The following is a 21,238-nucleotide window of genomic DNA, read 5'->3' as shown; positions in this document are numbered from 1 at the left end:
GGAAACCTAGCAGCGGACCGCCCATGTTCGAATCGAGTTCGAGCGGGTACCCAGCCGTCATGGTGCGATTCGGGTACACACTGATGACCGAGCAGGCCGGGCCGCGCGAGCTCGTCGGGCACGCCACCGCGGCGGAGCGGGCCGGCTTCGACTTCGAGGTGATGAGCGACCACTACTCCCCTTGGCTCGACGAGCAGGGCCACGCACCCTACGCGTGGAGCGTGCTCGGCGCGGTCGCGCAGGCCACCGAGCGGGTCGACCTCATGACGTACGTGACCTGCCCGATCATGCGCTACCACCCGGCGGTCGTGGCGCAGAAGGCGGCGACGGTCCAGTTGCTGTCCGACGGCCGGTTCACCCTCGGCGTCGGCGCGGGCGAGAACCTGAACGAGCACGTCGTCGGGCGCGGGTGGCCGCCGGCGAACGTGCGGCACGAGATGCTGGACGAGGCGCTGCGGATCATGCGCGCGCTGTTCGAGGGCGGCTACGTCAACTTCAAGGGCGAGCACTACCGCGTGGACTCGGCGAAGCTGTGGGACCGGCCCGAGCAGCCGGTGCCCGTCGCCGTGGCCGTGTCGGGCGAGCAGTCGATCAGCGGGTTCGCGCCGCTGGCCGACGCCATGATCGCGGTGGAGCCCAAGGAAGAGCTGACCAAGTCGTGGCGCAAGGCCAAGTCCGGCGACCAGCGGATCATCGGGCAGATCCCGATCTGCTACGACAAGTCCGAGGAAGCGGCGATCGAGCGCGCCCACGCCCAGTTCCGCTGGTTCGGTGGCGGCTGGAAGGTCAACGCGGAGCTGCCGGGGCCGTCCGGCTTCGCCGGGGCGACCCAGTTCGTGCGGCCCGAGGACGTGGCCGAGTCCATCCCTTGTGGACCGAAGGTGGACAAGATCGTCGACGCGGTGTCGGCGTTCTGGCAAGCCGGGTTCACCGACGTTGCCCTGGTGCAGATCGGCGGCGAGCACCAGGACGAGTTCTTCCCGTTCGCCGAACAGGAGCTGCTGCCCGCTCTGCGTGAGGCGTCGGCATGACCACGATCGCGGTCGTCGACGTCGACGGCACCTTGGTGGACACCAACTACCACCACAGCCTGGCGTGGTTCCGCGCGTTCGAGAACAGCGGCGTCGTCGTGCCGATCTGGAAGATCCACCGGGCGATCGGCATGGGTGGTGACCGGCTGCCCGCCGAGGTCGCGGGCGAGGAAGTCGAACGCGAGTACGGCGACGAGATCCGCGCGGCGTGGGCCGAGTTCTTCGACCCGATGCTCGAGGAGATCACCGTGCTCGATGGCGCCCGCAAGCTGCTAAAAGAGTTGCGGCACAAGGACTTCTCCGTCGTGCTGGCCAGTTCGGGCAAGCCGGAGCACGTGGACCACTACCTCGACCTGCTCGACGCGCGTGAGCTGGTGGCCGGCTGGACCACCGCCGAGGACGTCGAGGACACCAAGCCCGCGCCCGACCTGATCGGCGTGGCGCTGACCAAGGGCCGCGGCGAGCGGGCGATGGCGATCGGCGACTCGGTGTGGGACTGCCGTGCCGCCGCGAAGCTCGAGATCCCGACCGTCGCGGTGCTGACCGGGGGCTTCGGCAACGACGAACTGACCGAAGCGGGTGCGAGCCGGGTGTACGAGGATCTACCGTCGCTCATCGAGGACTTGGACACGCTGCCAGCAAAGGAGCCAGCGGACTAGTGACGACCGCCGTGGTGGAGAGCGAACGCAAGTACGACGTCCCGGCCGGCGCGAGCCTGCCCGACTGGTCCGGGGTCGCGGGTGTGGCCTCGGTGCTCGGCCCCGAGCAGACCGAACTGGACGCGCACTACTTCGACACGGCCGATCTGCGCCTGCTGCGGGCGGGGTTCACCCTGCGCAACCGGGCGGGCGGCGAGGACGCGGGCTGGCACGCGAAGGTGCCCGCGGGCGGTGGTGACCGCGAGGAGCTGCGGTTCGCGCCCCAGCCCGGCATGCCCGAGGAGCTGGCGAAGCTGTTCGCCGGCATCGCGCGCGGCGCGGAACTGGTGGAGGTCGCGCGCCTGAAGACCACTCGGACCACGTGGACGCTGCTCGACGACGCGGGTTCGGCCCTCGCCGAGGTCGCGGCCGACCAGGTGACCGCGACCGTGCCGCAGCGGGCCGGGACCGAGGCGGCCACCGTGAAGAGCTGGCACGAGGTCGAGATCGAGCTGGCCGGTGGCGCCGACCGTGCGACGGCCGACCGGCTCGGTGCCGTGATGGCGGAGGCCGGCTTCCCCGTGTCGTCGGCGAAGTCCAAGCTCGCCCGGGCCTTGGCGGTCAAGCGGCCACGGACCAAGCGGGCCGGTTCGGCCGGCGCCGTCGTCCTGGCCTACGTGCGCAAGCAGGCGGACGCCGTGCGGCAGCAGGACATCGCCATCCGGCGCGACCTGCCGGACGCCGTGCACCAGGCGCGGGTGGCCAGCCGCAAGCTGCGGGCGACGCTGAAGACGTTCCGGCCGGTGCTGCGCCGGCGCCAGGTCGACCCGCTGCGCGAGGAACTGCAGTGGTACGAACGGCGGTTGAGCGGGGCACGCGACGTCGAGGTGATGTCCGAGGTCCTGCACGACGAGGTCGGCCAGGTGCCCGTCGAGCACGTGCTCGGGCCGGTGGCCGCGAAGCTGACGGCGCACTTCGCGCGCGAGGAGGCGACCGCCGCCGACACCGTTGCCCGCACCATGGCCGCGAAGCGCTACTTCCGGATGCTCGACCGGCTCGACCAGCTGCTGGAAGATCCGCCCCTGCGCAAGCGCAAGGGCAAGAAGGCGTTGCGCAAATCCGCTCGCAAGGCGTGGCGTCGGGTGAAGAAGGCCGTGCAGCGCAGCGAATCTGCGACCGTGGGGCCCGAACTGGACGCCGCGCTGCACCGCGCCCGCAAGGAAACCCGCAAGGCACGCTACGCCGCCGACGCGCTGAAACCGGCCTTCGGCAAGAAGGTGCGCCGCTGGCGCAAGCACCTGAAAGCTCTGCAGGACGCCCTCGGTGAACAGCACGACGCGGTGACGACGGGTGCGCAGCTGCGGCAACTGGCGATCAGGACCCACGCCTCCGGCGGCAACGCGTACACCTACGGGCTGCTCTACGCCCGCCAGGACGAGCACGGGCGCGCCGGCTACCGCAAGTTCCGTGCCCTGTGGACCGACCCGCCGTCGAAAACCCCCACCTGGCTGCGCTGAACCCGGTCAGGAGCCGCCGCCGACGGCGTGGAGCTGCGTGAGGTCCGCCGCCCGCCACGAGCCGTCCTCGACGCGCACCACCTGAATGCGCAGTGCCTGGAGCGCCGATCCCTGGCTGTTGTGGGTGTAAAGCGAGACGAGCAAGGAGGCGTCGCCCGGCCGCACGTAGACCGGCGCGACGATCGGACGGGGCGAGACGGTCACGGTGACCGCGTCGCCGGGCGGGAACTCCTCACGAGCGGTGCGCAACTTGGTGGTGAGCGGCTCCACGCTGGCCTTGAACCACTTGTCGTAGCTGGCTTCCGGGTCGGAAGCGTCGAACTCGGTGAGGCGGGTGGCCAGGGTGACCGCGGCGGACACGGCCGCGTCGCGTTCCGCGATCTGCGCGTCGGGCGCCGGGCCAGGGCCGCCGGCCAGCGGAGCCTCCGTCGGGTCCAAGCTGACCCGGCTGATGCGCCAGGTCCCGGCCAGCCGGTCGAGGCCGATCAGCATCGTCACCTCTTGGCGGAAGTTCGCCCCGGTGGGGTCCTCGACCAGCCAGCCGAACACCAGCACCGAAGCGTGGTCACCGGTGAGCCGGACCACCGCGGCGTCGACGTCGGCCACCTCGTCCACCTTGGTGTGGTTCAGGTAGTCGGTCATCACCGCCGTCACGTCGTTCTCGCCCGCGCCGACGAGGCGCTGGCGGACCAGCTCCGGCCGGTTCCCCGGCGTCGACTGGGCGACCATCGGGAAGACAGTCTCGAGATCGTCGCGAACCATGTCCAGCACCTGCTGGCAGGTCGCCGTGTCCACGCCCGCCCGGTTGGGCGGCATCACGGGTGCCCCGCTCGCGGATTCCGTGCACCCGGCGAGAAACGCCACCAGCAGCACGATCGACGAGACCCGGAATGCTTTCCCCACACCGGAACCCTAACGAACCGGCATATGCGGCCCATACATCTCAGGGCGCGGGATGTTGCGCAGGATCCCAACGGACACGGCCTGTAGGTCAACCGCCGGCGTCGAACTGTGCACCGCCGCCGATCGCGAGCAGGATCAGCGCGACCTGGACCGCGATCATGAAGAGGTAGGCGACGATCTTCGCCACGAACCCCTTGATCTCGTCGATGTCGTTGATGAAGCCCAGGACCAGCGACACCCAGATCAGGGCCACGACGATCGTCAACAGCCACGACAGGAAGTCCGGCACACCGAGGTGCACGAACCCTCGCCGCCAGAACGGAAACGCGCCGAAGCCGAGTGCACCCACCGCGATGAAGTGGAACAACTGGACGAGCCCGTCGTCTTTCTTCTTCGGCGGGTATCCGACCGGGTAGGACATCGGAACCACCTCCCCTCCTCAGCAACAGCATGCGTGGGAGACTGGCCGACAGCCTGAGTAACCAGGTACTCATGTTGGAGTTCGCGGGGGCGCAGTGACTCGGGACGGGCGAGGCATGTGGCCATTCGCTGGTCGAGGGATCCAGTTCACGACGCTGCTGCGTCGCGTGGGCGACACGCCCGTGGCGGTGTTCGTCGCCGGGCCGACCGGCGTGGGCAAGACGCGGCTGGCGACCGAAGTGCTTGATGACCTCGGCCGACGGGGATTCACAACGGTGACCGCACAGGCGACGGCCGCGACCCGCGACATCCCCTACGGCGCCTTCGCCCACCTGCTGCCGATCGACGGGCCGCCGGCGAACGGGAATCCCCTGGGATGGGCGGTGGACGCGGTGCTGAGGGCGGCGGCCCGCCGACGGCTGGCGGTGCTCGTCGACGACCTGCACATGCTCGACCCGGCGTCCGCGTCAATGGTGAACCAGCTGGTTCGCGGTCGGCGGGCGACCGTGCTGGGGACCGTGCGCGATGACTTCCCCGCACCGGATGCCATCTCGACGCTCTGGCGGTCCGGGCACGCGACCCGGATCGACCTGCCTCCACTTGCCGAGGCGGAGGTCGCCGAGGTGCTCACCGCTGCCTTGGGCGGTCCGGTGCCGGTGGCGACCGCACGCGAGCTGTGGCGGTTGACCGAAGGCAACCCACTGCTGCTCCACGAGCTTGTCCTCGCGGCTCGCGACGCAGGTGTGCTGACCGGACCTCCGTGGCGCCGGACCGGGCCATGGCCGGTAGCGGCGCCGCGCCTTCGTGAGCTGATGGACGTCCGCATCGGATCGCTCGACGATCAGCAGAGCGCCGTCCTCGAATACGTCGCCTTCGGCGAACCACTGGAGCTAGGTGTGCTCTCAGCGGTGTGCGATCCGGTGGCGCTCGAGGAATGCGAGTCGCGTGACCTCGTACGGATCGACGAAGAGGAGCGGGCCCACCTTGCGCACCCGCTCATCGGGGCGGTCATCCGGGACCGATGCCCCCTCACCAGGCGACGGCGCCGCTATCGCGAGTTGCTCGCCGTGGCCGGTCACGACCTGCGGACGCCTATCTGGCAGCTCGATGCCGGCCAACCCGCCGAACCGGGTTCGTCGATCGCCGCGGCCCGGACCGCGTGGGCGGTCCATGACTACCCCACGGCCCGGCGACTCGCGGGCGCCGCGGTCCGCGCAGGCGGCGGCGTCGACGCGAGCATCCTGCTCGCGAACGTGCTCAACCACAGCGGCGCCATCGACGAGGCGGCTCGGGTGCTCGCCAAGATCGACAGCGGGGCGCTGAGCCAGCGCCAACACGCGGAACTCGCGATGACCACGGCCTTCACCCGGAGCATGACGCCGGGCTGCGCCGAGGAAGCACTGGCTGTGCTGGACAGGGCATCCGACATCGTCACGGATCCGCAATTGCGCCGAAACGTCGACATGCTGCGCGTCCTCATCCTCAGCCGGACCGGCGAGGTGTCCGCCATCCTGGAGCTGACCGGCCGGCTGCTGCAGGCATCGGAGCTCAACCCGGCGCTGCGCGCGCAATCGCTCAGCGCGCGTGCGGGGGCCTTGGCCATCCGCGGAAAGCTCGACCAGGCCGTGGTCTGCGCCCGCCTGGCCATGGACGACGTCGAATCGTGGCGCGCCGAGATCCCGGTGCTGATCACGACGGTCGTTGCCACGTGGTACGCGGCCGCCCTCTACGCGGGCGACCTCGGCGATGCCGATCTGGCCCTGGCCAGTCTGCGGGCCGAGACCGGGAGCCACATCGACTGGCACGCAGCCGATCAGATCGACATGCTCGGCCGGGCCCAGACGCTGCGCATGCGTGGGCAGCTCACCGCTGCCGCCATCGCAACGGCGGGCGCGCACCCCGAGCACACCCGGGCGAGCTGCCTCGCCGAACGCGCCCACGCCCTCGCGCTCGCCGGTCGCGCCGAGCCCGCCCGCGAGGCGCTGACCCACGCGCACCACGTCCAGTCGAACCGGTTCGTCGTCAGTGAACAGCAATGGATCGCCCTCGCGGAAAGATGGGTCAGGGTGGCCGAAGGCGCCATCGACGAGGCCGTCGAACTCGCCCTCGCGCACGCCGACCGGTGCCGGTCATCGCGGCTGTCCGGGTTCGAGGCCGTTGCGCTGCACGACGTTGTTCGCCTCGGCGCGCCCGAACGGGCGTGCGAGCGGATCGTCCAGCTTACCGCGGAGGTCGAGGGCCGGCTCACCGCCGCCTACGCACAGCACGCCGAAGCAGCCACCACCGGGCATCCGGCCAAGCTGCTGGCCGTCGCCGACGAGTTCGAGCGGATCGGCTGCCTGCTGTACGCCGCGGAGGCCGCGGCGATGGCAGCCGACCGGGGCGGCGCCTCGGCCATGGCCCGGGCTTCGGCGCTCGCCGCCCGATGTCAAAAGCCACGCACGCCGGCCTTGCGGGCGGTGCAGACGCCAGGGCTCACCAAGCGCGAGCACCAAATCGCGATGCTCGCCGCCGGCGGGCACTCCAGCAAGACCATCGCGGAGCGCCTTGTCCTGTCACCGCGCACGGTGGAGAACCACTTGCAGTCCGCGTATGCGAAGCTCGGGATCACCAGCCGCGGCGAGCTCGAGGCCGTGCTGGCCGACACGGAGCCCTAGACGCGAAGTGCTCCGCGGGCAAGCCATCCACGGGCGCAACCGCAGGAAACCCGTCAGGGGCGCGGGATGTTGCGCAGGTTGGACCGGGCCAGGTCGACCATTTTGCCCACGCCGCCATTGAGCACGGTCTTGCTTACCGCCAACGCGAAGCCGCGCATCATGTCGCCGGTGATCTTGGGTGGGATCGACATGGCGTTGGGGTCGGTGACCAGTTCGACCAGGGCGGGGCCGGGGTGGGCGAACGCCTCGGCCAGGGCTTCGCGGATCTTGCCCGGGTGCTCGACGCGCACCGCGTGGATGCCGCACGCCGCGGCGATCGCGCTGAAGTTCACCGGCGGGTGGTCGGTGCCGTACTCGGGCAGGCCGTCGACGTACATCTCCAGCTTGACCATGCCGAGGCTCGCGTTGTTGAACACCACGACCTTCACCGGCACGTCGTAGGTCGTCAGCGTCAGCAGGTCCCCCATCAGCATGGCCAGCCCGCCGTCGCCGGAGATCGAGACGACCTGGCGGCCGGGTGAGGACAGCGCGGCGCCGATCGCATGCGGCAGCGCGTTGGCCATGCTGCCGTGCCGGAACGAGCCGATCACGCGGCGCTTCCCGTTGGGCGTCAGGTACCGCGCCGCCCAGACGTTGCCCATGCCGGTGTCCACTGTGAACACCGCGTCGTCGGCGGCCACGTCGTCGAGGACGTCCGCGGCGTACTCGGGGTGGATCGGGGTGCGGTGCTCGATCCGGGTCGTGTAGGCGTCGACCACCTTCTGCAGCTTGCGGGCGTGCTCACGCAGCATCGTGTCCAAGAAGGACCTGTTGGTGCGCTTGCGCAGCAGCGGCAGCACCGCGGCGATGGTGGCCTTCACGTCGCCGTGGACGGCCAGGTCCAGGTTGGTGCGCCGGCCGAGCGCGGCGGGGTTGGCATCGATCTGGATCGTGCGGGCTTGCGGCAGGAAGTTGTCGTACGGGAAGTCGGTGCCCAGCAACACGATCCGGTCGGCGGCGTGCATCGCGTCGTAGCACGCGCCGTAGCCGAGCAGCCCGGACATGCCCACGTCGTAGGGGTTGTCGTACTGGATCCACTCCTTGCCGCCGAGGCTGTGCCCGACCGGCGCCTGCAGCGCCTCGGCCAGGGCCATCACCTCGTCGTGCGCGCCCGCGCAACCGGCACCCGCGAAGAGCGTGACCTTCTCACCGGAGTTCAGCAGCTCGGCCAGCTCGGCGATCCGCTCGGCCGGCGGCACGACCGGCGACGGCGCGACCAGCTTCACCGGCGCGGCATTGGGTTCGACACTGCGCCGCTCGGCGACGTCCCCGGGGATGGCCAGCACGGACACGCCACGCAGCCCGACCGCCGTCTGCATGGCGACGCGCAGCAGCCGCGGCATCTGCTCGGCCTGGGAGACCAGCTCGCAGTAGTGGCTGCACTCGCGGAAGAGCTGGTCCGGGTGCGTCTCCTGGAAGAAGTTGGTGCCGATCTGCGCCGACGGGATGTGCGAGGCGATGGCCAGCACCGGCGCGCCGCTGCGGTGCGCGTCGTACAGGCCGTTGATCAGGTGCAGGTTGCCCGGCCCGCAGCTGCCCGCGCAGACGGCCAGCTTGCCGGTGACCTGGGCTTCCGCGGCGGCGGCGAACGCGGCCGTCTCCTCGTGCCGGACGTGGACCCAGTCGATGCCGTCGGTGCGGCGGATCGCGTCCACGATCGGGTTCAGGCTGTCGCCCACCACGCCGTAGACCCGCTGCACGCCTGCGTCCCGCAGCATGCGAACCAGCTGCTCCGCAACGGTGGCCATCGCTCACGCTCCCTCGGTGTCGTCACCCCCAACGATGCGCCTGTCCATCGCATGCGTCCAATTCCGGTTCTTCACCGATTCCATTCTGTGGAATCATGAATGGATGGACCTGCAGATCCTGCGCTGGTTCCAGGACGTGGCCGAGGGGGCCACGGTGACCGAGACCGCGCAGCGCGCCCACCTCACCCAGTCCGCGCTGTCCCGGGCCCTCGCCCGGCTGGAGCACGAGGTCGGCACGCCGCTGTTCACCCGCGTGGGCCGGACGCTGGCCCTGACCCCGGCGGGCCGGGTGTTCAAGGCCACCCTCGACCGGACGCTCGACCAGTACGACCTCGGCCTGCGCGCGGTCGCCGAACTGGTGGACCCCGAGCGCGGGGTCGTGCCGGTCGCGTTCCTGCACACGCTCGGCACGTGGCTGGTGCCGCCGCTGATCAGCGGCTTCCGCGAGACGCACCCGGCGGTGCGCTTCGAGCTGCGCCAGCACGGCGAGGAACCGATCCTGCGCAACCTGCTCGACGGCGTCGTCGACCTGGTGCTGACCAGCGGCGATCCGGGACATCCGCGGGTGCGCTGGCAGCGGCTGCTCGTCGAACCGCTGCGCCTGGCCGTGCCCGCGAACCACCGCCTCGGCCGGCGCAAGCGGGTGCGGCTCGCGGAGGTCGCGGACGAGCCGTTCATCCTGCTCCGGGCGGGCTACGGGTTGCGCACGCTGACCGAGGAGCTGTGCGCGCGGGCCGGGTTCAGCCCGCGCGTCGCGTTCGAGGGCGAGGAGGTCGAGACGCTGCGGTCGCTGATCGCCGCCGGGCTCGGTGTGGCGCTGCTGCCGCCGCCCCACGCCGTGCTGTCCACCACGGTCAAGCCGGCCCACCACCTGGCGGTCACCGACGTGCCCGCGGCCCGCGACATCGGCCTGGCCTGGCTCGCCGACCGGCAGCTCCCCGGCGCCTCGCAGGCGTTCCACGACCACGTCCTGCGCCACGGGCCGGAGCTGGCGCCCGCCACCTACGGGCGCTGGACGAGCAACGTGTAGAGGTTGCAGAGATCGCCGAGGACGGGGGCCTGCTTCCAGAACGTGAAGCCGAGCTTGCCGATCACCTTCTGCGACGCCACGTTGTCGGGCGCGATGACGGCCAGCAGTTCACCTTCGTAGGTTCGGCGGGCCACGGCCAGCAGGGCGTTGCCCGCCTCCGTGGCGTAGCCCAGCCCCCGGCATTCCGGGATCAAGCGGTATCCCCACTCCAGCCAGGTCCGGCCCTCGACCTCGAGGTAGTCGGCGCCGGTGTACCCGACCACGCGCCCGGTGGCCCGCTCGACCACCGGCTGCTTGCCGAACGGGATCTCCTGGCAGAGGGCGAGCAGGTGGTCGAACTTGGCGTTGGCCTGCGCCTCGGTGTACGAGACCGGGTAGAACACCATGAAGTCGGGATCGCAGAGGAACTCGACGAACCGCGCGCGGTCGGCTTCCACGGGCGGGCGCACCTCGAGGCGCGCCGTCGTCACAGCATCGGTCACCCACCCATCCTGCTTGCCGCGGTCAACCGATATCGCGCCAGCACCGCTTCGGCCACCAGCGGGTGGTCACCGATCGGCGCGGCCACCACGTCCGCACCCGATTCCCGGGCGCGCCGGTGGAACAGCCCCGGGGCGAGCAGCCAGCTCGCCACGGCCACGCGCCCTCGTTGCGCGGCAACGACTTCCGCCAGTTTGGGGGCGGTACCCGCGACGTAGCCGACGGACACCTCGCTCCCGGTCCACGCGCCGAGCAGGGTCGCCGCCTGGCGCACCTCGGCCAGCGCCCGCTCGTCAGAGGAGCCGGCGGCGGCCAGCACGACGGCATCCCCCGGTCGCCAACCGGCCTCGCGCAGCCGCTCGAAGGCAGCAGGAACAAGCGACGTGCCCAGGTGCGGGGTGAGGGTCGCACCGGAACCGGCGAGCTGGGCGGGCAGGTCCACCCGCACGTGGTAGCCGGCGGCGAGGAAGGCCGGCACCACAACGCATCCAGGCGTCACGACCTCGGGCACGGCGGGTCGCCGGACATCGGCGTAGCCGACCCGCACCGGCACGCCCGCACGCCGTACCCGCCGCGCGATGGCCTCGATCACGCGCACGCCCGCGGGGTCCCGGGTGCCGTGCGCCGCCAGCACCATCACGACGCGGCCCCGATCGGCTGGACCGGGAGCCGGTAGCCGCGCTTCACCACCGTCTGGACCAGGCGGGGCTCGCCGAGGGCGGTGCGCAGGCGGGCCACGGCGGACTCGACCGCGTGCTCGTCGACGCCGGTGTCCCGACCAGAGTGGCGGCAGAGGACACCGGCCAGCGCGGGGCGGGACAGCACGTGGCCGGGGGAATCGGCCAGGGCGCGCAGGACCGCCATGGGCGCCGGTGGCACCGGCCGCAGCGCACCGTCGACCAGGACGGCGTGCCCGCGCACCTCCAGCTCGCGGGCGCCGACCCGCAGCCGCCGCGACCGCGTGGGCAGGGTGTCGACCAGTTCCCGGACCAGCGCGCCAATCCGGGCCCGGCTCGGCTGGACGATCGGCACCCCGAGTTCGACCAGCGGACCCGCGGTGATCGACCCGACGCACGCCACGAGCACCTGCGTACGCAGCGCCGCGAGGAGGTCGTCGAGCTGGCCCCGGTGCCCGGCCGTGCGCAGGAAGCTGGCCGCGGCGGGGGCACTGGTGAAGGTCAACGCATCCAGCTGACCGGCGACGGCGGCGTCCAGCAGCCGGTCGAGCGGCGCCGGGTCGGCGGGCCCGGTCCAGCGGTACACCGGGATCTCCAGCACGTCGGCACCCGCCGCGCGCAGGCTCGCCACGAAGTCCCGCAACGGTTCCCCGTGCAGCTGGACCGCGATCCGCAGACCGTCCACACCGGATTCGAGCAGGTGCGCCAGCAGCTCGGCGCTGGCCTCCGACGCGGGCGACCACGACTCCACGAGCCCGGCCGCGCGCACCGCACCCTTGGCCTTGGGGCCGCGTGCCAGCACGCGGGCGCCGGCGAGCGCGGCGCGCAGCTGCTCGCCGAGCCCCCAGCCCTCGGCCGCCTCGACCCAGCCGCGGAAGCCGATGCCGGTGGTCGCGACCGCCACGTCCACGGGGTCGCGCACCAGGTCGCGGGTGGCGGCGAGCAGGTCGGCGTCGTCGGCCAGCGGGATGATGCGCAGCGCGGGCCCGTGTTGCACGACGGCACCACGCCGTTGCAGCAGCGCGCTGAGCTCGTCGGCGCGCCGCGCGGCGGTCACGCCGACGGTGAACCCGGCCAGCGGCAACACCGGCGGCTCCGCATTGGTCACGGCGCCACCATGATCCGGTCGCCGTGCTCGCGCACCGGGTACACCGCCACGGCGACGTCCGGGTGCTCGACGCACCGGCCGGTGGCCAGCTCGAAGTGCTGCTTGTGCATCGGCGACGCCACCACCGCCACCCCACCGAGGTCGCCGACGATCCCGCGGGCCAGCACCGCGGCGGCGGAGAACGGGTCCACGTTGGACAGTGCGTGCAGGGTGCCGTCGTGCGTGCGGAACACCGCGACCTGCCGGCCGTCCGGCAACAGCGCGGCGACCCCTTGCTCCGGCGGCACGGCCGCGACCGGGCACACGGCGAACCAGGTCATCGGGCCATCACCGCGGGGGTACCGAGCAGAACCGGGACCGGCTGGCCGCGTTCGGCGCGGAACTCTACCGTCGGGTCCGGCAGGCCGGGGGCGTTCACGAAGGAGGTGAAGCGCGCCAGCTTGTCCGGATCGGCCAGGACGTCCGCCCATTCGTCGGTGTAGGCGTCGACGTGGGCGGCCATCTGCCGGTCCAGGTCCGCACACAGGCCGAGGCTGTCGTCCAGCACCACCGCGCGGAGGTGGTCCAGGCCGCCTTCCAGGGATTCGAGCCAGGCGGAGGTGCGCTGCAGGCGGTCCGCCGTGCGGATGTAGAACATCAGGAACCGGTCGATGGTCCGGAGCAGGGTCTCCTTGTCCACTTCGGACACGAGCAGGTCGGCGTGGCGGGGCGTCGTGCCGCCGTTGCCGCCCACGTAGAGGTTCCAGCCGCGCTCGGTGGCGATCACGCCGAAGTCCTTCCCGCGCGCCTCGGCGCATTCGCGGGCACAGCCGGACACGGCGGCCTTCAGCTTGTGTGGCGAGCGCAGCCCGCGATAGCGCAACTCGAGCTCGATGGCCAGCCCGACCGAGTCCTGCACGCCGTAGCGGCACCACGTGCTGCCCACGCACGACTTGACCGTGCGCAGCGCCTTGCCGTAGGCGTGCCCGGACTCGAACCCGGCGGCCACGAGCCGGGCCCAGATCTGCGGCAGCTGCTCCAACCGGGCGCCGAACAGGTCGATCCGCTGCCCGCCGGTGATCTTGGTGTAGAGGTCGAAGTCCCGGGCCACCTCGGCGATGACCATCAGCTTGGCGGGGGTGATCTCGCCGCCGGGGATGCGCGGGACCACCGAGTAGGTGCCGTTGCGCTGGATGTTGGCCAGGAACCGGTCGTTGGTGTCCTGCAAGCCGGCCCGCTCGCCGTCGAGCACGTGCCCGGTGCCGAGCGAGGCCAGGATGGAGGCGACGGCGGGCTTGCAGATGTCGCAGCCCCGGCCGGTGCCGTGGGCGGTGATGAGCTCGCTGAACGTGCGGATGCCGGTGACCCGGACGATCTCGAAGAGCGACGCCCGCGACTGCGGGAAGTGCTCGCACAACGCCGTGGACTGGGCGACCCCGCACGCGCCGAGCAACTGGCGCAGCATCGGCACGCACGACCCGCACACGGTGCCCGCACCGGTGCACCCCTTGAGCTTCGGCACGTCGTCGCACTCGGCGGTGACGATGGCCGCCGTGATGGTGCCCTTGGTGACCGCGTTGCACGAGCAGATCTGCGCGTCGTCGGGCAGCGCGGCGACTCCGACCCCACCACCGCCACCGCGCGGACCGATCAGGGTCAGCGGGTCACCCGGCAGGTCCACAAGCGACCGCAGCAGCGCGTATTCCGTTGCGTCACCGACGAAGACGCCACCGAGCAGGGTCTTGGCGTCGTCGGAGACCACGAGCTTCTTGTAGCTGCCCGCGACCGCGTCGTTGACGACGACCTCGAGCGCGCCTTCGGTGCGGGCGTGCGCGTCGCCGAAGCTCGCGACGTCGACGCCGAGCAGCTTCAGCTTGGTCGAGGTGTCCGCGGCGGTGAACACGCTGTCCCCGCCCAGCAGCCTGTCTGCGACCACCTCGGCCATCGCGTAGCCGGGCGCGACCAGCCCGTAGACGACACCGTCCACGCACGCGCACTCGCCGACGGCATACACATGCGGGTCGTCGGTGCGGCACGCCTCGTCCACGACGATGCCGCCACGCGGACCGGTCCGCAGCCCGGCAGCGGTGGCGAGCTGGTCGCGCGGCCGGATCCCCGCCGCGAACACCACCAGGTCCACGTCCAGTTCGACCCCGTTGGCGAGCTTGGCCAGCAACCGGCCGCGGTCCTCCTCGATGACCTGGGTGGACACGCCGGTGTGGACGGTGACGTCCAGTTCGGCGATCAGCCGGGCCAGCAGTGCGCCCCCGCCGTCGTCGACCTGCAACGGCATCAGGCGCGGCGCCAGCTCGACCACGTGCGGCGACATCCCCATGTCCCGCAAGGCTTTTGCCGCCTCCAGGCCGAGCAACCCGCCACCGACGACCAATGCGGCGCGGCGCCCGGAACCGGTGCCCGCCGTGGCGGCGCGAATGGCGTCCAGGTCGTCGATGGTGCGGTAGACGAAGCAGCCCGGCAGGTCGTGCCCGGGCACCGGCGGCACGAACGGCGCCGAACCCGTGGCCAGCACCAGCGCGTCGTAGCGGACCCGGCGCCCGCTCGCCGCGGTGACCATGCGGGCGGCACGGTCGATCGCCACCACGGGGTCGCCGAGGTGCAGCGAGACCGCGTCGTCGTCGGCGAAGTCCGCACCCGGCAGGGCGAGCGCGGCCGGGTCCCAGCCGTCCACGTAGGACGTGAGGGCGACCCGGTCGTATGCCGTGCGGGCCTCTTCGGCGAACACCGTGACCTGCCACTCGCCGTGCTGGTCGCGGTCGCGCAGGGCCTGGACGGTGCGGTGCCCGACCATGCCGTTGCCGGCCACCACGAGCTTGCGGGGCATGCGTGTCCTCCTCCTCGTCGATCGGGTCCATGCTCGGTCGCGGCCGTGTCACGGCCGGGTCGGTCGCGTTGCGCCCGCGTTACGGAACGCCGCCGGTCAGACGCCCGCGGTCGTGAGCACCGCCCTGGTGGACTCGGGCACGGCCGCCTTGCGCAGGTAGACCGCCCAGGTCACGCCGAAGCACAGGGCGTAGAAGGCGAGGAAACCGAGCACCGCGGCGGTGCCGCTGCCGGTGTCGAGGAACGACTGGCGGAACGCGATGTTGATGAACACCCCGCCCAGCGCGCCGATCGCGGACACGAGCCCGATCACCGCGCCGGAGATCCGCCGCGCGGTGAGCAGTTCGGCCTGCTCGTCGGCGCCCTCGGCGATCCTGCCGCGCGCCTTGGCCTGGAAGATCGCGGGGATCATCTTGTAGGTCGACCCGTTGCCGACCCCGGAGCCGACGAACAGCACCAGGAACCCGGCGAGGTAGAGCGGGAACGAGTGCGCCGTGCCGGCCACGATCACCAGCACGCACCCGGCGGCCATGGCCGCGAAGGTCCAGAACGTGACGATCGAGCCGCCGATCCGGTCCGCGAGCCTGCCGCCGATCGGCCGGATGAGCGAGCCCACCAGCGGGCCGATGAACGTCCAGTACGCCGCGTCCAGCGGGGCCTTGTGGAACTCGTTGGTCAGCACCTGGCCGAACGCGAAGCTGTAACCGATGAACGAGCCGAACGTGCCGATGTAGAGCACCGCCATGGTCCACGTGTGCGACTGGGTCAGCGCGAGCCTGGCGGCGCCCTTGTCGTTGCGGACCGTGGCGAGGTTGTCCATGTACAGCGTGGCGGCGAGCGCGGCGAGGACCACCAGCGGGACGTAGATCCACAGCAGGATCTTCGGGTGGCCGACCCCGGCCGTGGCGATCACCGCGAGGCCGAGCAGCTGGACGACCGCGACGCCGACGTTGCCGCCGCCCGCGTTGAGGCCGAGCGCCCAGCCCTTGAGCCGCTCCGGGTAGAAGGTGTTGATGTTCGTCATCGACGACGCGAAGTTGCCGCCGCCGACGCCCGCCACCGCGGCCACGACGATCAAGGTGGACAGCGAGACGCCCGGTTCGAGCACGATCCCGATGAGGATGCACGGGACGATCAGCAGCGACGCGCTGAAGATGGTCCAGTTGCGGCCGCCGAAGCGGGCCACCGCGAACGTGTACGGCACGCGCAGGACCGCCCCGACCAGCGCGGGCGTCGTGGTCAGGAGGAACTTGTCGGCCGGGCTGAACCCGTAGTCCTTGCCCAGGAACAACACCAGCACCGACCACATCGTCCACACCGAGAACCCGAGGTGCTCGGCGAAGATGGACAGCCACAGGTTGCGGGTAGCGACCTTCTTGCCGGTGCTCGCCCAGAACTGCTCGTTCTCGGGCTCCCAGTGCTCGATCCAGTGCTTGCGCATACACACCTCTCAGTTCGGTTCGGCGGCCGTGAGCCAGTCGGCGATGCCGCACACGGTGTCCCGGCAAGTGCCGCAGCCCGTGCTCGCCTTCGTCGCGCGAACCAGACCGTCCACATCGGACGCACCGGCACGCCACGCGGTGACCAGCGCGGCCTTGGTGACGGAGTTGCAGCGGCAGACCGTGGCGGTCGCCGGCAGGTCGGCCGGGCTCGACGCGACCGCGGCGCCGCCCGGCAGGGCCCGGCCGAGCAGCAGCGCGAGCCGGTCGGCGGGCGCGGGCGTGCCGCGGTCGTAGAGCTGGGTGATGGTGGCGGCCGCGTCGGGGGCGCCGAGCAGGATGGCGCCGGTGACCCGGTCGGCCCGCAGCACCAGCTTGGCGTAGCGGCCGCGAGCCGGATCGGTCAGGCAGAGCACCTCGGCGTCGGGGTCGTGCACGTCGGTCAGCGCGTCGCCGAGCGCGGCCAGGTCCACGCCGCGTACCTTGAGCCGGGTGACCACCGGGCTGCCGCGGTAGCGGGCCGCCGGTCGGACGCCGGTGAGCAGATCGGCGAGCACTTCGGCCTGGTCCCAGGCCGGTTGCACCAGGCCGGAGACCGTGCCGGGGTGGTGCGCGCAGTCGCCGAGGGCGTGCACGCGCGGGTCGCTCGTGCGCAGTGCGTCGTCGACGAGCACGCCCCGGTCGACGGCCAGCCCGGCCGCCTCGGCCAGGCCGGTGTCCGCACGGACCCCGGCGGACACCACCACAAGATCCGCCGGGACGTGGCTGCCGTCGGCCAGCTTCAACCCGTCGCCGGGCAGGTAGCGGGCGGCCGGGGCGCCGAGGCGGAACTCGATGCCCTGCGCTTCGAGCACGGTGGCGAGCACGCGGGCCGCGGCCGGATCGAGCTGGCGCTCCATGAGGTGGCCGACCGGGTGGACCACGGTCACCAGGCAGCCGCGCCCGGCCAGCCCGCGGGCCGCCTCGAGCCCGAGCAGGCCGCCGCCGAGCACCGCGACCGGCGCGCCGGGGGCGACGGCGGCGATGATCCGCTCGCAGTCGTCGATCGTGCGGAAGGCCGCGACGCCTTGCTCGTCGAAGGCCAGGCCCTCCACCGGCGGGAGCCAGGGCCGGGCGCCGGTGGCCAGCACCAGCACGTCGTAGTCCACTGTGGACCCGTCGGCGAGGGCGACGGTGCGGGCCGCGCGGTCGATCGCGACCGCCGCCGGGCGCAGGTCGACGCGGTGGCGCTCGGCCCAGTCGTCGTCGTGCAACCGGATCGCGTCGACCGCCATCGACCCGGCGAGGACGGCGGAGAGCAGCACCCGGTTGTAGGCGGGCCGCTCCTCCCCCGCCAGCACGGTGATCGCCACGCGTGTGCCATCCGGGTCGCGGTCACGCAACCGCTCGGCCAGCCGCGCACCCGCCATCCCGTACCCGACGACGACGATCCGGCGCGCGGTCATGACGGGGCCGCCGTCAGCCGGACCGCGCACACCTTGAACTCCGGCATGCGGCTGACCGGGTCGAGAGCCGGGTTGGTGATCAGGTTGGCGCGCCGGTCGCCCGGGAAGTGGAACGGCAGGAACACCGTGTCCGTGCGCATGCTCGGCACGAAGCGCACCGGCACGGTCGCGCCACCGCGGCGGGACTCGACCAGGGCCAGGTCGCCGTCGGCCAGGCCGGCGTGGCGAGCGGTGTCCGGGTGCACCTCGACGTAACCGTCGGGCACGGCCGCGGTCAGCTCGGGGATCCGGCGGGTCTGCGCGCCGGACTGGTAGTGCTGCAGCACCCGGCCGGTGGTCGCGAGCAGCGGGTAGTCCGCGTCGGGAGGCTCGGCCGGGCCGGTGTGGTCGACCGGGACGAAGCGCGCGCGACCGTCCGGGTGGCCGAAGGCGTCGAGGAACAGGCGCGGCGTGCCCGCGTGCTCCGTCGACGGCACCGGCCAGTGCAGGGCCTCGCCCGAGCGCAGCCGGTCATAGGTCACGCCGTAGTAGTCGGCGATCCCGCCCTTCGACGCGGCCCGCAGTTCGTCGAACACCGCCGACGGCTCGACCGGGAACCGGGCCGCGGGCTGGCCGAGCCGGGTGGCGAGCCCGTGCAGCACGGCTAGATCCGAACGCACGCCGTCCGGCGGCTCGACCGCCTGCTCCCGCATCAGGACCCGGCCCTCGAGGTTGGTCATCGTGCCGGTTTCCTCGGCCCACTGGGTGACCGGGAAGACCACGTCGGCCATCGCCGCGGTCTCCGACAACACCACGTCGGCGACCACCAGCAAGTCCAGAGTGGACAGACGGTCGACCACGTGGCCCGCGCGGGGCGCGGACACCGCCGGGTTGCTGCCGAAGACCAGCAGCGCCCGCAGGTCGGCAGCGGTCAGCAGCTCGTACGCCGACCGGCCGGGACCGGGCAGCGCGGCCGGGTCGACGCCCCACACCCCGGCGACGTGCGCGCGTGCCGCCGGATCGGTGAGCTTGCGGTAGCCGGGCAACTGGTCGGCCTTCTGCCCGTGCTCGCGGCCACCCTGCCCGTTGCCTTGCCCTGTCAGACATCCCCAGCCCGACCCGAGCCGGCCGGGCAGGCCGAGGGCCAGCGCCAGGTTGAGCCAGGCCTGCGCGGTGTCGCTGCCGCGGGCGTGCTGCTCGGTGCCCCGCGCGGTGAGCACGTAGGCGTTACGCGCACCGGCCAGCAGCGCGGCCGCCCGGCGCTGGTCGGCCGCGGCCACGCCCGTGACCCGCTCCACCCGCTCGGGCCACCACGCGGCGGCGATCCGCCAGACCGCGTCGAACCCGCTGGTGCGCGCGGCCACGTAGTCGCGGCGCAGGTGACCGTCGGCCACCACGGCGTGCAGGATGCCCAGCGCCAGCGCGAGGTCCGTGCCCGGCGCGGGCTGCAGGTGCAGCGCGGCCTGCTCGGCGGTCGGCGTGCGCCGGGGGTCCACCACGACCAGCCCGCCGGACGCGGTGGCCCGGCGCAGGTGCTGCAGGAACGGCGGCATCGTCTCGGCCGGGTTGGCGCCGACCAGCAGCACCACGTCCGCGTCCGCGAGGTCGGTGACCGGGAACGGCAGCCCGCGGTCGACGCCGAACGCCCGGTTCGCCGCGGCCGCCGCCGACGACATGCAGAACCGGCCGTTGTAGTCCACTTGCGACGTGCCGAGCGCGACCCGCGCGAACTTGCCGAGCAGGTAAGCCTTCTCGTTGGTCAGCCCGCCGCCGCCGAACACCCCGACCGCGTCCGGTCCCGAGGCGGCGATGGTGTCCCGCAGCCGCGCGGCGACCGTGTCGAGCGCGGTGTCCCAGTCGGCCGGCCGCAGCTCACCGTCGACCCGGACCAGCGGCGTGCTCAGCCGCCGTGGCGAGGTCAGCAGCCGGCCCGCGGTCCAGCCCTTCTGGCACAGCCCGCCACCGCGGGGCGCGACCTCGGTGCCGGTCAGCCGCATGCCGCACTGCAGGGCGCAGTACGGGCAGTGCGTGTCGGTCATCGGCCACCTCCGGGGTCGAGCCCGACGCTAGGGAGCGGCTGTTACCCCACGGTGCCGCCACGTTTCGGGCGTGCGAACTTGCCTGCGCAACGCGCCCGCGGCGACGGTGAGGACCGCGAAGCTTGACCGGCCCGCGCAGGGGGTAACTCCTGGACGTGGAAACAGGCATGGCGACGTTCGGCGTCGAAGAAGAGTTCATCCTGGTCGACGACGCGGGGCTGCTGGTCGAGGAGGCATCCGAGACGTTGTCCGACGCCCCGACCGGCGACGCCGACCTCAAGGCGGAGCTGTGGCGCAGCCAGGTCGAGTCGGCCACCGAGGTGTGTTCGACCGCCGCCCAGGTCGAGACCGAGCTGACCGACCTGCGGCGCAAGCTGGCGGCGGGCGCCGAGGGCCGTGGCCTGCGGCTGGTCGCCGTGGGCACCACGGTGCACCCGCAGCCGGGCGCGATGCGGGTCGCGCCCTCGGCGCGCTACCAGCGGATGACCCGGCACTTCGGCCGGCTGGTCTACGGCGGGGTGACGTCGGGCTGCCACGTCCACGTGGGCGTCGCCGACCCCGAGGACCGCATCCAGGTCGTCAACCAGCTGCGGCCGTGGTTGCCCGTGCTGCTCGCGTTGTCGGCGAACTCGCCGTTCCACGGCGGTCAGGACACCGGCTACGCCAGCACCCGCTACCTGTTGTGGCGTCGCTGGCCCACGGCCGGGCCGCCGCCGCACCTGCGGTCCGCCGAGGACTACGAGCACGTGGTGAGCGGGATGATCCGGTCCGAAGCCGCCATGGACCGGAAGATGATCTACTGGGACGTCCGGCCGTCCGAGCACCAGGACACCGTCGAGGTCCGGGTGCACGACGTCCCGTCCACCGTCGCCGAGTCGACGCTGCTCGCGATCCTCGTGCGCGGCTTGGTCCACGCGGCCCTGGAAAGTCCACAAAGGATGGAGCCGTTGCCGCACCACGTGCTGGAGGGCGAGATCTGGCGCGCGGCCCGCGACGGCTGGCACACCGCGGCGCTCGACCCGGAGACCGGCGACCGGACGCCGGTGCCCGAGCTGCTGCGCGGGCTCGTCGGCCGCCTGTCCGACGACGACGACCGCGCCTACGCCAAGGACGTCCTGGCCTGGATCGAAACCGACGGCAACGGTGCCGAACGCCAGCACGCCGAGTACCGGCGCCGGGAAAGCCTGAATGACGTGGTGGACATCCTGGCCGCGCAGACAACACCGTAAGCACCGGCATTTATCGGCCGTGGGCTGGGTAACCGGCGC

General features: G+C 72.2%; 17 protein-coding genes. 6 read left to right on the top strand and 11 right to left on the bottom strand.

All coding sequences use genetic code 11. The features are described from left to right. The first annotated feature begins 62 nt into the window (after positions 1-62). The 3 genes from EV186_RS37220 to EV186_RS37210 are packed head-to-tail and all read left to right on the top strand — an operon-like array spanning position 63 to position 3,186. Positions 63-1,031, top strand: coding sequence for an LLM class F420-dependent oxidoreductase (locus tag EV186_RS37220; protein WP_133854303.1), 969 nt, complete (start codon positions 63-65; stop codon positions 1,029-1,031). Further along, a complete protein-coding gene (locus EV186_RS37215; RefSeq protein ID WP_133854248.1) occupies positions 1,028-1,690 on the top strand; it encodes an HAD family hydrolase in 663 nt (220 codons plus the stop codon). The genes EV186_RS37220 and EV186_RS37215 overlap by 4 nt, the downstream gene beginning before the upstream one ends. After that, positions 1,690-3,186 (top strand): CYTH and CHAD domain-containing protein, encoded by a 1,497-nt coding sequence (locus EV186_RS37210; protein WP_133854247.1) that lies wholly within the window; start codon positions 1,690-1,692, stop codon positions 3,184-3,186. Before EV186_RS37215 ends, EV186_RS37210 begins: the two co-directional genes overlap by 1 nt. A 6-nt stretch (positions 3,187-3,192) precedes the next feature. Here the strand turns inward: EV186_RS37210 and EV186_RS37205 are convergent, their stop codons facing one another. Both EV186_RS37205 and EV186_RS37200 read right to left on the bottom strand, forming a co-directional pair. Continuing rightward, a complete protein-coding gene (locus tag EV186_RS37205) occupies positions 3,193-4,089 on the bottom strand; it encodes a hypothetical protein (RefSeq protein ID WP_133854246.1) in 897 nt (298 codons plus the stop codon). Positions 4,090-4,177: 88 nt separating this feature from the next. Further along, positions 4,178-4,510: a hypothetical protein gene (locus EV186_RS37200; RefSeq protein ID WP_133854245.1), complete on the bottom strand. Its 333-nt coding sequence runs from the start codon at positions 4,508-4,510 to the stop codon at positions 4,178-4,180. Positions 4,511-4,625: 115 nt separating this feature from the next. Between EV186_RS37200 and EV186_RS37195 the strand changes: the two genes are divergently transcribed. Beyond that, on the top strand, positions 4,626-7,166 hold the full coding sequence (locus EV186_RS37195; RefSeq protein WP_133854244.1) for a helix-turn-helix transcriptional regulator: 2,541 nt from the start codon (positions 4,626-4,628) through the stop codon (positions 7,164-7,166). Between the two features lie 53 nt (positions 7,167-7,219). Here the strand turns inward: EV186_RS37195 and EV186_RS37190 are convergent, their stop codons facing one another. Continuing rightward, positions 7,220-8,953: a pyruvate dehydrogenase gene (locus EV186_RS37190; RefSeq protein ID WP_133854243.1), complete on the bottom strand. Its 1,734-nt coding sequence runs from the start codon at positions 8,951-8,953 to the stop codon at positions 7,220-7,222. A 103-nt stretch (positions 8,954-9,056) separates the two neighbouring features. Here EV186_RS37190 and EV186_RS37185 point away from each other — a divergent pair, with 103 nt between their 5' ends. Next, entirely contained in the window at positions 9,057-9,983 is a 927-nt protein-coding gene (locus EV186_RS37185; protein WP_133854242.1) for a LysR family transcriptional regulator, read from the top strand. Here EV186_RS37185 and EV186_RS37180 read toward each other — a convergent pair. From EV186_RS37180 to EV186_RS37145, 8 genes are all read right to left on the bottom strand, one after another. Next, positions 9,956-10,465, bottom strand: a complete 510-nt coding sequence (locus tag EV186_RS37180) for a GNAT family N-acetyltransferase (RefSeq protein ID WP_166659515.1) — start codon at positions 10,463-10,465, stop codon at positions 9,956-9,958. The two genes, EV186_RS37185 and EV186_RS37180, sit on opposite strands and share 28 nt — an antisense overlap. Beyond that, entirely contained in the window at positions 10,462-11,100 is a 639-nt protein-coding gene (locus EV186_RS37175) for a sirohydrochlorin chelatase (protein WP_341816094.1), read from the bottom strand. The genes EV186_RS37180 and EV186_RS37175 overlap by 4 nt, the downstream gene beginning before the upstream one ends. Next, positions 11,100-12,248 carry a uroporphyrinogen-III synthase gene (locus tag EV186_RS37170; protein WP_133854239.1) on the bottom strand — a complete coding sequence of 383 codons (1,149 nt, stop codon included), beginning with the start codon at positions 12,246-12,248 and terminating at the stop codon, positions 11,100-11,102. Before EV186_RS37170 ends, EV186_RS37175 begins: the two co-directional genes overlap by 1 nt. Beyond that, positions 12,245-12,568 carry a nitrite reductase small subunit NirD gene (nirD, locus tag EV186_RS37165; protein ID WP_133854238.1) on the bottom strand — a complete coding sequence of 108 codons (324 nt, stop codon included), beginning with the start codon at positions 12,566-12,568 and terminating at the stop codon, positions 12,245-12,247. The genes EV186_RS37170 and nirD overlap by 4 nt, the downstream gene beginning before the upstream one ends. Then, positions 12,565-15,069, bottom strand: a complete 2,505-nt coding sequence (gene nirB, locus EV186_RS37160) for a nitrite reductase large subunit NirB (RefSeq protein WP_133854237.1) — start codon at positions 15,067-15,069, stop codon at positions 12,565-12,567. Before nirB ends, nirD begins: the two co-directional genes overlap by 4 nt. Positions 15,070-15,165: 96 nt before the next feature. Further along, positions 15,166-16,509 carry a nitrate/nitrite transporter gene (locus EV186_RS37155; protein WP_133854236.1) on the bottom strand — a complete coding sequence of 448 codons (1,344 nt, stop codon included), beginning with the start codon at positions 16,507-16,509 and terminating at the stop codon, positions 15,166-15,168. Positions 16,510-16,518: 9 nt separating this feature from the next. Beyond that, positions 16,519-17,952 (bottom strand): FAD-dependent oxidoreductase, encoded by a 1,434-nt coding sequence (locus tag EV186_RS37150; protein WP_133854235.1) that lies wholly within the window; start codon positions 17,950-17,952, stop codon positions 16,519-16,521. Beyond that, entirely contained in the window at positions 17,949-19,970 is a 2,022-nt protein-coding gene (locus tag EV186_RS37145) for a molybdopterin oxidoreductase family protein (RefSeq protein ID WP_133854234.1), read from the bottom strand. The genes EV186_RS37150 and EV186_RS37145 overlap by 4 nt, the downstream gene beginning before the upstream one ends. Positions 19,971-20,137: 167 nt before the next feature. Here EV186_RS37145 and EV186_RS37140 point away from each other — a divergent pair, with 167 nt between their 5' ends. Beyond that, complete coding sequence (locus tag EV186_RS37140) at positions 20,138-21,199, top strand: carboxylate-amine ligase (protein ID WP_133854233.1); 1,062 nt, start codon at positions 20,138-20,140, stop codon at positions 21,197-21,199. Positions 21,200-21,238: the final 39 nt, after the last annotated feature.

The organism is Labedaea rhizosphaerae (assembly GCF_004362825.1).
In the GTDB taxonomy this organism is placed as follows: Bacteria; Actinomycetota; Actinomycetes; order Mycobacteriales; family Pseudonocardiaceae; genus Labedaea; species Labedaea rhizosphaerae.
The sequence above is the reverse complement of the archived record's forward strand: the minus strand, read 5'-3'. Positions and strand labels throughout refer to the sequence as shown.